The following is an 11808-nucleotide window of genomic DNA, read 5'->3' on the forward strand; positions in this document are numbered from 1 at the left end:
TTACTAGCTTCGCAGCAATTAAATAGAAATCCAATAGATTTCATTAAATTTAAATATTGAATTTAAGTTGATCAATTTTATGAATCACAGTTACTATGACGTTGTTGTGATTGGAGGAGGCCCTGCTGGCTCTACCTTAGCTACCTTACTGGTTCGGAAAAAATATCAGGTTTTAGTACTCGATCGCGAAAAATTTCCTCGTTTTCATGTAGGGGAGTCTCTGTTACCTGCAACCCAACTCATCTGGGAAAAATTGGGAATAGCCGAGCCACTACAGCATCTTGGTCACACATTTAAATATGGTACGGAAATTCGGATTGGGCTGAATCCACAGCGGTCTGAATATGAGTACAGCAGACAAGAATTTTATAAGTTTCCCACGCGAAGGCTGCAACAGCGACCTTATGCGTATCAAGTAGAGCGAAGTGAGTTTGACCTGTTTTTGCTGAACCATGCTCGGGAAGAGGGAGCCACAGTATTTGAGGAGGCAGTAGTTAAACAAGTCCTTTGGGAAGGTGATACAGCAACTGGAATCCGTTGGCAAAGCAAAGACAATATTGAATACATCACCAAAGCCAAATTTATTGCTGATTGCTCAGGTCGGTATGGCTTAATCACTAAAAGCCGCAAATTCCTTATTCCGAACAAAACGATCAAAACTTCGGCTGTTTTCGGACATTTCAAGCATGTTACCCGTGCTTCTGGTATCCAACAAGGCTACTTCAATGGCTATGTAATTGAAAATGGTTGGATCTGGTTTATTCCACTTGCATCAGACATCATGAGTGTGGGAGTGGTTATGAATGAGCCAGGAACAAGTTGGTGGAAGCAGAAAAGCCCTGAGGAGATTTTGCTGACCTATGTTCAGCAGTATAAGTTCATTCGAGAGCGGTTTGAGCAGGCTGAGCAATTTTCCAAAGTTCGGATGTTGCGCGATCTGTCCTATGCTTCAAAACGTTCTGTGGGGGATGGCTGGATTCTTGTCGGAGATGCTAATTTCTTTGTCGATCCTCTTTTCTCATCTGGTGTACATATTGCCTTTCTTTCAGCGGAAAAAGCAGCAGATGCGATTGATGGGTTTTTGAAGAACAATCGGGATAGGAAGTTTTTACAGCAATACGAGAAGTGGAGTCAGAAGGAGCATTTCCATGTTTCTACAACTATGGCTCTGATGTATAAGATGCTGAAGTACCGGATTTCCATGCAGTTGTTGATCAAACTGACTGGTAAGTACAGTAATCACTGGGACAATTTTTTCCTACGGCGTTTAGTTGCCTGGGGTAGCGGGTACTATGAGGAGTTCCACTGGACGCTTTATTGTTCTTGGCTATTCTGCTTTCTCTTGATTGGGATTGGTAAGGTATGTGAAAAGTTTTTGGGTATATCAGGTTGGAGTACCCAGCCAGAGTTCTGCTTAGAGTCACCGCTAACAATCCCGAAATCAGTGGAATCAAGTAGTTCGATGTAGATTTGTGCGATCGCTAGCTAGTTGAACAACCCCACCTATGAATTAACGCAATTTTCAGTATTGTCCAAATTCCTTTACTTTGCAGGTATGAATATGAGTCAGTCTGTCATTAATTCAGGTGTAAAGCGATCATATACGGCAGAAGAAATCCAAGCCTGGCTAGTATCTAATATTTCTGAGATGCTAGGAGTTGAACCTGATGAGATAGATATCCAAGAGCCTTTGGACAGTTATGGCTTGGATTCAGCACAAGGGATGGTTCTTGCTAGTAGAGCAGAGAATTTGCTTGGATTTAAACTATCTCTGATTCTATTGTGGCATTACCCCACAATTGAAATGCTCAGCAAACGTTTAGCGGAAGAATTTGCAGATTCGGATTCAGAGATTTTTGAGATTTGAACATAATCCACTACAAAGAATTTTAGATTTTAGATTTTAGATTTTGGATTGAATGAATCTAAAACCCAAAATCCAAAATCCACAGTCATATTGAGGAATTCTACAACTATGAACGCATCCGATATTTTGGAAAATCTGATTCAAAAAGGTGTTCACTTGTGGGTGGATAACGAAAAACTAAATCTTCGTTCTCCCAAGGGAATTATGACACCAGAAATACAGGCAGAACTAACTGCTCATAAAGCAGAAATACTAACCTTGCTACGTGATAGAAATGTCGCTACCAAAGCTGCCTCTGTTCCACTGAGTATGGGACTAAGTCTGCAAACCATTGGTCGTTTAATAGGAGGATTTGTTCAAAAATCATTTGTGGAATATAAGCCACCAGTTATTGATCCCAGAGTGATGGCTCAAAAACTAACGGTGACATTTAGACCATTACCAAAGGGTTATAAACAGCTAGAAATTATTAAATTTCGAGAAGAGTTAGCAGAGAATCTCAGAAATTATGGTGTAAAAGTATTACCTTGGGAAGAAGCAACAACCGAATTTCATTATGATATTAATCTACCATTAATAAAGTTCTATAAGAGCTTTAAAACTAGGGGTGTAAAAGCAGAAATAGATGCAGTAATTGATGTAGAAAAGTCTCCTAATTTGATAAGAAAATTAGGGGTATATATAGCAGAAACACTTTATCAAATCTACTCTCAATTCCTTTTGAATAATCAACAAATTTCTGTTTCCAGAATCGCTAAATTGAGTAGTTGGGCAGAAGACCATGTAGCTAAATATATTGAAGATCCAACTAATACTCAAGTAATTATCCTAACCAACATCGATAAGGAATTCGTTAATCCTCTCATCACTTATCAAGAAAAAATTAATATTGGTATAAACGCTCTAGTTAGAACATTTTCAGAAATGGTAATTGGAGTTTCTAGTGACAAAATTTCAATCTTAAATATGAATCTTTCAGATTCTGTTTTTCCTAAAAAGGAGATGGAATACTTTGTTTTAAATTCACTAATACCTAAAGTTTTTGTGCCAATTTATCCACTTTTACTTAATCGATTTACTTTAGAGCAGTATAATCCTCATGAATCTAACTATGCTGCAAAACTGGTGAAATTAGGTAATGAACTAGCATCAACAGGTTTATTTCCACCAGGCTTTAAGCTTTATGAAGTTATCAAAAGAAAATCCCATCGAGATATTGTGAACGTCATAGTCAATGGGAGGACAGGTGTCTCTTATGGTTTTGTTGCTTATGCTGAACCTCCACAATATGTTGGTGAACCAGAAATCACTGAAGATGAGTGGCAAAGTCTATTATCTGTTGCGGGATTTAGTAGTGATGAATTTCGTCAGAATCAAAAAGGTAGGTATTACATAAAAACCCAGGTAAACGGAGAATATAGATACAAGCAAATTCCAGATATTTGGCTTGTCAGTTCTCGTTCTGGCGCAAACAAAACAGATTTAAACCTAGAAACCGATATCGTTCGGATTGGTTTGAAAGAAAAGTTATTTCTGCAATTACCAAATGGTATTAATCCAGAGCTAGTAGATATCAAACCTTCTTATGATATCTATGTCATGCTTGCTATTAGTTTGTCTGCTGCCTTATATACACCAGAACTGATTAAAAATGGTGCGCCAATCGTTCACTTCCACGGCTACCCAGCATTTGAATGGTTTAAACCGAATGAGTACTGCGTTGGAATCAATAACCCTTCAGTTCCTTGTGGTACTTATGAATCTGGAGTATTAAATTTTTTGGGCATTTCTAGCTTGGCAGATCAACAGGTAGAAAACCCAGCTTTGGTAAGTTTGATAGAACCAGATCATGGCACAAATTTTATAGCTCATGATTGGGAGTATCTAGTAGAAAGATTAAAGGCTGGATGTACACAAGGACAAATTGAACTCGGTGGTAAACATTTTGCTTCTCTGAAGGCAAAACTAAGCGATCGCTGAATTTAATTTGGGTTAAGTATAAATCATGAGATAAAATACACAACACTTATGCTCTATGATAGAAAACTTTCTCCTTTGGAGCAAGTTATCGAAATCGTAAATCGTCGTGCTGGTGCATACAACATAGTTACAATTTGTCGAATTAACGGATTACTCAGTGAAGAAGTGATTAGACAAGCTCTTGAGTTGCTCCAAGCACGTCATCCTCGTCTGAACTCCCGCATTGTCAATAAGTTAAATGGTTTGCGCTTTGAAACTGGATACATCCAGATTCCTTTGCGCGTGGTGACAAAGCAGCACTCACAACAGTGGCAAGAAGTTGTTTGGGAAGAACTCAACCAAAAAACTGAGAGTCACAAAAGTTTAATGCGAGTTGTGCTTGTGCATCTCAAAAATGAAAACAATGTCAATTATCTGATCACAACAATACATCATGCGATCGCAGACGGTTTATCATGCATCCAACTGCATTCAGAACTTTTAAGATATTGCCAAAAAATCATATCTTCTGAACCAATAGAAGTTGTCAGCTTGCCTGCACTACCACCGATCAAGAAACTATTGCCAGACTCGATGCGGGGATGGAAAGGTGTTGTGAACATCTGCTTAACTATATGCAGACATGTCTTAAAAGAGATTCGGTATCGACCACAAACTTTGAAGTTTGAAAAATTTGTACCGATTGAATCACGTCGTACTGGTATAGTTCACAGAAAGCTCAACGAAGCACAAACGACAAAGTTACTAAATGTTTGTAGAAAGAACAAGACAACGGTACACGCTGCTTTGTGTGCAGCAATGTTGTTTGCAGCAGGCAGAAAAATTACGGCTGGGAAGAAAACAAATGTCAACCTCAGCTGCTGGTCAAGCATCAATCTGCGTAATCGGCTCAAACCAAAAGTCAGTGATGAACATCTGGGTGTATTGGTTTCTGGTGATATATCATGTCATAACCTTAGAACCAATACAAGCTTCTGGGATTTAGCTCGTGACAGAAGACAACAGATGGAAGCAAGTATAGAAGGAGATCAGGTCTTCTGTTCAGCATTGTTAATTGAGCTGTTAACCGATTTTCTTCTGGCTTACCCTCGCCAAATGTTTGCGACAGTGGGTGTCACAAATGTAGGTAGAGTCAACATCCCTTCAGATTATGGTGTATTTGAACTTGAAGAAATCAGCTTCGTTCCTGCGTTGGGAGCATTTGGAGGTTTGTGTGTTGCTGCTTTGACTTTTGAAGAAAAAATGGTTTTGAATTTCATGTTTTCTGAACCTGCAATTAGTCAGGAAACTGCGGAAATTCTCGCTGATCATATCCTTGCTTGTATTGTGGAAGCTTGCAACAACACAAAATTCACTTTTGCTGATCAAATGGTTGCGATTCACCGACAGCAGCTAACCTCAATTGCTCCTAGTGCTTTGAGTGTTGCTCGTCTAGGCTCTGGCCGCCAACAGTAAAAACATCTTAATTTAAGGTATTCTCCATTAAAAAGCCTTCTGCCTCCTGCCTCCTGCCTTCCTCAACTAATTTCAAAACATAAATACTTATGCTCTATGATAGGAAACTCTCTTCTTACGAGCAGGCGCTGGAGATTTTGAATCGCCGTGCCACAACATATAACATAGTTACGATTTGTCGAATTAACGGACTACTCAGTGAAGAAGTGATTAGACAAGCTCTTGAGTTGCTCCAAGCACGCCATCCTCGTCTCAACTCCCGCATTATCGGTAAATTAAACAATCTGCGCTTTCAGACTGGAAATATTCAGATTCCTTTACGTGTAGTGACAAAGCTGCACCCACAACAGTGGCAAGAAGTTGTTTGGCAAGAACTCAACCAAAAAATTGAGAGTCACAAAAGTTTAATGCGAGTTGTGCTTGTGCATCTCAACAATGAAAAAAATGTCAATTATTTGATCACAACAATACATCATGCGATCGCAGATGGTTTATCTTGCATCCAACTACATTCAGAACTTTTAAGATATTGCCAAAAAATTATATCTTTTGAACCAATAGAAGTTGTCAGCTTGCCTGCACTTCCACCGCTCAAAAAACTATTGCCAGATTCGATGCGAGGATGGAAAGGTGCAGTAAATATTTTTTTAGCCCTATCCAGGCTTCTATTAAAGGATATTTACTACCGACCAAAAACTTTGAAGTTTGAAAAATTTCTACCGATTAAATCACGCCGTACTGGTATAGTTCACAGAAAACTCAACGAAACACAAACGACAAAGTTACTAAATGTTTGTAGAAAGAACAAGACAACGGTACACGCTGCTTTGTGTGCAGCGATGTTATTTGCAGCAGGCAGAAAAATCACTGCTGGCAAGAAAACAAATGTCAACCTTAGCTGTTGGTCTCCTATTAATCTGCGTAATCGACTCCAACCAAAAATTAGTAATGAACATCTAGGTGTATTGGTTTCTGGTGATATCTCATGTCATACCTTAAGAATAAATACACCCTTTTGGAATTTAGCTCGTGACAGAAGAAGACAAATGGAAACAACTCTAGAAAGTGATCAGGTCTTCTGTTTACCTTTGTTAACCAAGCTATTGATTAACTTTCTTCTCGCTTACCCTTATCAAGTATTTTCAACAGTGGGTGTCACGAATATAGGTAGAGTCAATATCCCTGCAAATTACGGTATATTTGAACTTGAAGAAATTAGTTTTGTTACTGCTAATGCAGCATTTAGAGGTTTGTGTGTTGCTGTTCTGACATTTGAAGAAAAAATGTTTTTGAATTTCATGTTTTCTGAACCTGCAATTAATCAGGAAACTGCGGAAATTCTCGCTGATCATGTCCTTGCTTGTATTGTGGAAGCTTGCAAAAATACAAAGTTCACTTTTGCTGATCAAATGGTTGTGATTCCACAGCAGCTAGCCTCAATTAATTCCAGTGCTTATATATCTAATTTAAAAAGTGAGTAAGTTTTATGAACCTCTGTGAACAAACACTTCTTATTTCAGGAATTAGTGGATTTATCGGCTTACGAACTGCTGAATTAGCTATAGCGCGAGGGATGAAAGTTCGTGGTTTGGGACGTTCTGCCGAAAAAGCTAAACAAGCGCAAAAACTGGGTGTGGAGGTTATGATTGGCAGCGTCACTGATCCTACGACTGCCTATAAGGCTTGTCAGGGAGTAGACATCGTTTTGCACACAGCTGGCGTTGTCCAAGAAAGTGGATCGCTGAAGCACTTTCGTGAGGTCAACGTTGGTGGAACCGTCAACATGGCTAAAGCTGCTAAGAGTGTTGGTGTCAAAAGTTTTACTCATCTCTCCAGCGCTATGGTTTACGGCTTCAACTATCCTGATGGCATTACGGAAGATGGGCCGCTGCGTGGTGAGAATAATCCTTTCTGCCAGACAAAAATAGAAGCCGAAGCAGCACTCTTACAACTCCATGCACCGCCAGACTTCGGGATCATCATTATTAGACCAGGAGACGTTTATGGGCCAGGGAGTATTCCTTGGATAGTCCGACCACTATTGATGATGCAGCAAAAATTATTTGCATTAATTAACGATGGACGAGGAGTCATTAACCATCTATATATTGATAATTTGATTGATGCCATCTTTCTTGCGATCGCAAAGGAAACACACGGAGAAATCTTTAATATCACCGATGGGCAGAAAACTTCTTGGAGAGAATATTTTACTCGCTTAGCTGAAATGGCAAATTTACCTGTACCCTATTCTTTACCAAAAGATGAAGCCAAATTATTACTGCGTGTGCGGCAACAGGGACAAAAACTTTTTCGGAAAAAACCCGATCTTCTTCCAGAAACTGTAGATTTTCTCTCTCGTCCCTATACTTATTCTATTGCCAAAGCACAAAATATGTTAAATTTTCAACCCAAAATTAATCTAGAAGAAGGAATGCGGCGCACACAAGAATGGCTGCAAATAACAGATATTCAAAAATTGATGTCACAGCAAAATTAAGTATTGAAAGCTAGTAAAAACTACGAATTACCAACATATGATGATACAAAAAACCGCTATATTTCATCTATTTTTGCTCTCTAATTTTGCAATTTTGGACTTAGCAACAGCAAATTCAAATTCTAATTCCAATATAAAACTAACTGTTGTGGTAGATGGAATCCGTAATCACAAGGGGCAGATTTGCCTGAGAGTCTATAATAATGAACAAGGGTTTCCTTTTACTGATACTAGTGAAGTACAAAGTGGTTGCGTTCAGATTCAAGGAAATTCTATTAAAAAAGATTTCTATGGATTAAAGGCTGGAACTTATGCTGTCGCTGTAGTAGATGATCAAAATGAAGATTATAAACTAAACAGAAACTTTTTAGGTATTCCACAAGAGGGTTTTGGTGTTTCCAATAATCCGACAATATCAATAAAAACTGGTGTACCAAAGTTTCAAGACGCAAGTTTTTCACTCAAAAAAAATAAAACGATTAACATTGCCATAAAATATTCGCTTGATCCATAAAATATCAACACTAACTGCGCTAGTGGTCTACCTTATTTTCCTCTTCCTACCTTCCGGGAAGCCGCTGCACGTCTACGTGTCTTTGCGGTTTTTTTAATTTAATCTCTCAGAAATAACGCAACAGGCCACTCCTATGCTGTAGTGGATCAACCACCACAACCAAATACGCATTAGACTTCATGGCATTAGTCGGAATGCATGTGAAGGGGTGAGGGACATTCACCAGATGGGGTGATGGAGAAATTGGATGAAGAAACCTCCCCACTTTTCCTACACCCCACACCCTTACATCCATTTTCAAGAGAGTTCTATTGAACCATCGCACCAAGGACAAACAATCATCATGTTGCATGATTGTTGCATATACCTTTATAAAATTATGATTTTCTGTAATTCTTAAATTTAGCTCAGCGAACCTTGTGCTCTTGGATTCATTCTCGCCAGTGGTGTTCTTGGCACTGGCTTTTTTCTTTTGGTGACAAATCTAATGATTGACAAGCGACACATCTATAAACGACATCAAAGAAGAGTATGGCAAGTATAATATCTCAATTTAGCTTTTGTTTGCATAATTAAAATTCCTTGTCCACAAGGGTATGAGGAATTTGATAATTGATTTTTCCATTACAGCAATGGGGGTAACTTTCCTCTACACTCATGAGGAAATATAGCACCCCGTCGCCTTTTTGTGGACTTATTACTGCTTTGCATGAATTCGTAGTGTTTTTAAACGCAAAGGAATGCAGAGTTTGGTTATAGAAATTTCGCTATGAATTGATACAATCTTGTATTTAGTCTGAAAGAGACGAATTATGTTCGCTCCAATTTTTTATTTTCTGTCTTTATACTTATACTTATAATTTTTTATTTTTTATCTATCACAATCAAAAGCCAGTGGTGTTTTTCCCACTGGCAAACAATAAAGCAAAAAGTGAAAGCTTATTATGCTTATTTTTTTGTAAATTTCAGCATAATGAACTAAAATTGAGCATTGCATAAAATGTCTATTCTGTAAATTAAGATGCAACTTTAGTACAACAATATGCAACACAGTTGTGCTCTCTCAATATGCGAGTATTTTTATACTAGTTTTTCATTATTTTAAGGAATTGCAATTTTGTTGCATATGAGTTGCAGTTTAGTATCTTGTTAGCATAACATGCGTATCAATACAACTTAACAGGACGAAGCTTGAAAAATGTAAGAAACAAGTCCTTTTAAGCTGGCATGAGCCATTCTCTTATTTGGTTCACAAGCTTGGCAAATTTTGAATATTTTAGACCATAAAATTGGCTATTTTATTATTTTTAGCCAATAGTTAAACTTACATTTTTGGCGTCTTGTTTAGTTATTAATAGTCAGCAGACATAGTAAAGTTTATCTGACTGAGGTAGGTTGTTTATCATGACAAATATAGCGAATAAAACAGTACTATTGACTGGAGCTTCACGCGGTCTAGGAGTATATATTGCTCATGCTCTAGCAAAAGAGCAAGCAACTGTAATTGGTATTTCTCGTTCTAAGTCTGGGCTGAATAAAACACGCGATGAAGTCAAAGCTCTAGGTGGTAAATTTATCGGTTTTACCTTTGATATCAGAAACTTAGAAAAATTGTCGGCGTTAGTACAGCATATTCATAACACAATTAATCCGGTTGATATTTTAATTAATAATACTGGAGTAGAAATTTATCAATCTTTCACAAATTATTCTCTTGAAGACCTCCAGTCAGTATTGACAACTAATCTACTAGCGGCGATGGAATTAACTCGTTTATTATTGCCAAGTATGTTGGAGCGTGGTAATGGTCACATTGTTAATATTTCGTCTCTGGCTGGGAAAAAAGGAGTTCCTTACAATAGTATCTATTCGGCGAGTAAAGCTGGTTTAATTATGTGGACTGATTCTTTGCGACAGGAATTAGTCGGTACTGGTATAAAGTTTTTAGCTATCTGTCCAGGATATATTTCTGAAACCGGGATGACTGTTGATAGTGGCTTGCCTACCCCTATATTAGCGGGTATATCCACACCAAAAGAAGTAGCACAAGCAGTCATCAAAGCTATCCAGAAAAACAAAGCAGAAGTAATTATTAATGAGAATGCGATCGCGGAATTTGTGACAAAATTAATATTTGCAATTGGTCAAATTACTCCACAATTTGTAGATACGGTTTATCGTTGGATCTCTATTACTAAACTCAACCAAATGCGTGCAGAAAATTTAGCCAATAATCAATACAAGCGTGCCTAGTTTTACTTTTCAGTTGCTCTGTTTGAAATGGCTCATGTGCTAACAAAAATCTCAAATTACATTGAGATAGATTTCGATAAATTTTCTGATCATAACTTCTCAAAATTTTAAAGTCATGACAAATCTGCTTAGAAACTCCTCTATTCCTTACCTGATTGGGAATATGCTTACAACCACAGCTTGGGGTTTCAAGTTCATTAATGCTCAAGTGAAGTTGTACAAAGAAGCGTGGTTTACACCCACATTTCATGAGTTGCTACTAGAGATTGCTAACTTCCCACCAGGTAAGATGCCAACCCGCAAAACGCTTGCCGGATTGCTGACAGGTTGGGGGAACAATCATTTTGCTGCCAACCTTGATTACCTAGAGGAAGTAGCGAAGCAGGCTGCAAAGACTCCTGGCCCTATTCTAGAGTGTGGTAGCGGACTCACAACTATTCTATTGGGGTTGCTTGCCGGTCGGCGTGGCGTTGAGATTTGGTCGCTGGAGCATATTCCGCAATGGTATACACGTGTTAATACCGTGCTGGAACGCTATGAAATTTCGGGAGTCAATCTCTATCTCTCGCCGTTGCACGACTTTGGAGGCTTTTGTTGGTACAATCCTCCATTCCCTTGCCTACCGAATAATTTTCGCCTGGTTATTTGTGACGGTCCTCCTAGTAATCAAACACCTGGTGGTCGTTATGGACTTTTGCCTGTTCTTGGCCAGCACCTTTGTGACGATGCACTAATCCTGCTCGATGATGCAGATCGCGAGTGCGAAGCAGAAGTGTTACGCAGATGGACAACTGAATCAAGAGTGAGCGTCTTGCTGCACAAACAAGTTTGTGGATCATTCGCATTTGTGACTTATCCAGGCAAAGTTAATGAGTTTGAGGTAAATCAATGAATGTGTTAGCGATCGCTCTTTTTGGGATTTTGACAGCTTTTGTGGTTCTCCAGACATTTTATGTGCTGGCTTTTGTATCATCAATGAATTTGCCAAGCTCAAAGACTATACAAGACGAGTTGTTGCCCAAGGCGGCAGTTATCCTTTCCTTGCGAGGTGCTGATCCATTCTTAACCGACTGTATACGTGCCCTGCTTCAACAAATCTATCCGCAATACAACTTGCACATCGTCGTTGATAGTCAAGAAGATCCAGCCTGGAATATCGTTCAAGAAACGATTCTGCGAGTGGGAGCAAGGCACGTTCAAGTTAGCCCTCTAATTGCTCGACAAAACACATGTAGTCTT

Annotated in this window: 10 protein-coding genes; all 10 read left to right on the forward strand. The window is 38.7% G+C overall.

The genetic code is table 11. The annotated features are described in order from the left end of the window. Positions 1-79: 79 nt before the first annotated feature. On the forward strand, positions 80-1468 hold the full coding sequence (locus tag UYI_RS0128175; RefSeq protein WP_016870035.1) for an NAD(P)/FAD-dependent oxidoreductase: 1389 nt from the start codon (positions 80-82) through the stop codon (positions 1466-1468). Positions 1469-1561: 93 nt separating this feature from the next. Beyond that, positions 1562-1867 (forward strand): phosphopantetheine-binding protein, encoded by a 306-nt coding sequence (locus UYI_RS0128180; RefSeq protein WP_016870036.1) that lies wholly within the window; start codon positions 1562-1564, stop codon positions 1865-1867. Between the two features lie 108 nt (positions 1868-1975). After that, complete coding sequence (locus UYI_RS0128185; protein ID WP_016870037.1) at positions 1976-3847, forward strand: TubC N-terminal docking domain-related protein; 1872 nt, start codon at positions 1976-1978, stop codon at positions 3845-3847. 48 nt (positions 3848-3895) lie between these two features. Continuing rightward, on the forward strand, positions 3896-5302 hold the full coding sequence (locus UYI_RS0128190; RefSeq protein WP_016870038.1) for a phthiocerol/phthiodiolone dimycocerosyl transferase family protein: 1407 nt from the start codon (positions 3896-3898) through the stop codon (positions 5300-5302). A gap of 89 nt (positions 5303-5391) precedes the next feature. After that, positions 5392-6783: a phthiocerol/phthiodiolone dimycocerosyl transferase family protein gene (locus tag UYI_RS0128195; RefSeq protein WP_016870039.1), complete on the forward strand. Its 1392-nt coding sequence runs from the start codon at positions 5392-5394 to the stop codon at positions 6781-6783. 5 nt (positions 6784-6788) lie between these two features. After that, positions 6789-7802 (forward strand): NAD-dependent epimerase/dehydratase family protein, encoded by a 1014-nt coding sequence (locus UYI_RS0128200; RefSeq protein ID WP_016870040.1) that lies wholly within the window; start codon positions 6789-6791, stop codon positions 7800-7802. A gap of 40 nt (positions 7803-7842) precedes the next feature. Then, positions 7843-8316 (forward strand): DUF2141 domain-containing protein, encoded by a 474-nt coding sequence (locus UYI_RS0128205; RefSeq protein ID WP_016870041.1) that lies wholly within the window; start codon positions 7843-7845, stop codon positions 8314-8316. A gap of 1404 nt (positions 8317-9720) precedes the next feature. Further along, positions 9721-10569, forward strand: a complete 849-nt coding sequence (locus UYI_RS0128210) for an SDR family NAD(P)-dependent oxidoreductase (protein ID WP_016870042.1) — start codon at positions 9721-9723, stop codon at positions 10567-10569. A 115-nt stretch (positions 10570-10684) separates the two neighbouring features. After that, positions 10685-11461, forward strand: coding sequence for a hypothetical protein (locus tag UYI_RS0128215; protein ID WP_026086225.1), 777 nt, complete (start codon positions 10685-10687; stop codon positions 11459-11461). Further along, the coding region (locus UYI_RS33645) for a glycosyltransferase (protein WP_035139084.1) at positions 11458-11808 on the forward strand (351 nt) is incomplete at its 3' end. The genes UYI_RS0128215 and UYI_RS33645, both read left to right, overlap by 4 nt.

Source organism: Fischerella muscicola PCC 7414, from assembly GCF_000317205.1.
In the GTDB taxonomy this organism is placed as follows: Bacteria; Cyanobacteriota; Cyanobacteriia; order Cyanobacteriales; family Nostocaceae; genus Fischerella; species Fischerella muscicola.

What these genes read in the sequence shown, in the direction of transcription:
- UYI_RS0128175 (WP_016870035.1), top strand. Translation starts at nt 80, where the DNA reads ATGAATCACAGTTACTATGACGTTGTTGTGATTGGAGGAGGCCCTGCT.
- UYI_RS0128180 (WP_016870036.1), top strand. Translation starts at nt 1,562, where the DNA reads ATGAGTCAGTCTGTCATTAATTCAGGTGTAAAGCGATCATATACGGCA.
- UYI_RS0128185 (WP_016870037.1), top strand. Translation starts at nt 1,976, where the DNA reads ATGAACGCATCCGATATTTTGGAAAATCTGATTCAAAAAGGTGTTCAC.
- UYI_RS0128190 (WP_016870038.1), top strand. Translation starts at nt 3,896, where the DNA reads ATGCTCTATGATAGAAAACTTTCTCCTTTGGAGCAAGTTATCGAAATC.
- UYI_RS0128195 (WP_016870039.1), top strand. Translation starts at nt 5,392, where the DNA reads ATGCTCTATGATAGGAAACTCTCTTCTTACGAGCAGGCGCTGGAGATT.
- UYI_RS0128200 (WP_016870040.1), top strand. Translation starts at nt 6,789, where the DNA reads ATGAACCTCTGTGAACAAACACTTCTTATTTCAGGAATTAGTGGATTT.
- UYI_RS0128205 (WP_016870041.1), top strand. Translation starts at nt 7,843, where the DNA reads ATGATACAAAAAACCGCTATATTTCATCTATTTTTGCTCTCTAATTTT.
- UYI_RS0128210 (WP_016870042.1), top strand. Translation starts at nt 9,721, where the DNA reads ATGACAAATATAGCGAATAAAACAGTACTATTGACTGGAGCTTCACGC.
- UYI_RS0128215 (WP_026086225.1), top strand. Translation starts at nt 10,685, where the DNA reads ATGACAAATCTGCTTAGAAACTCCTCTATTCCTTACCTGATTGGGAAT.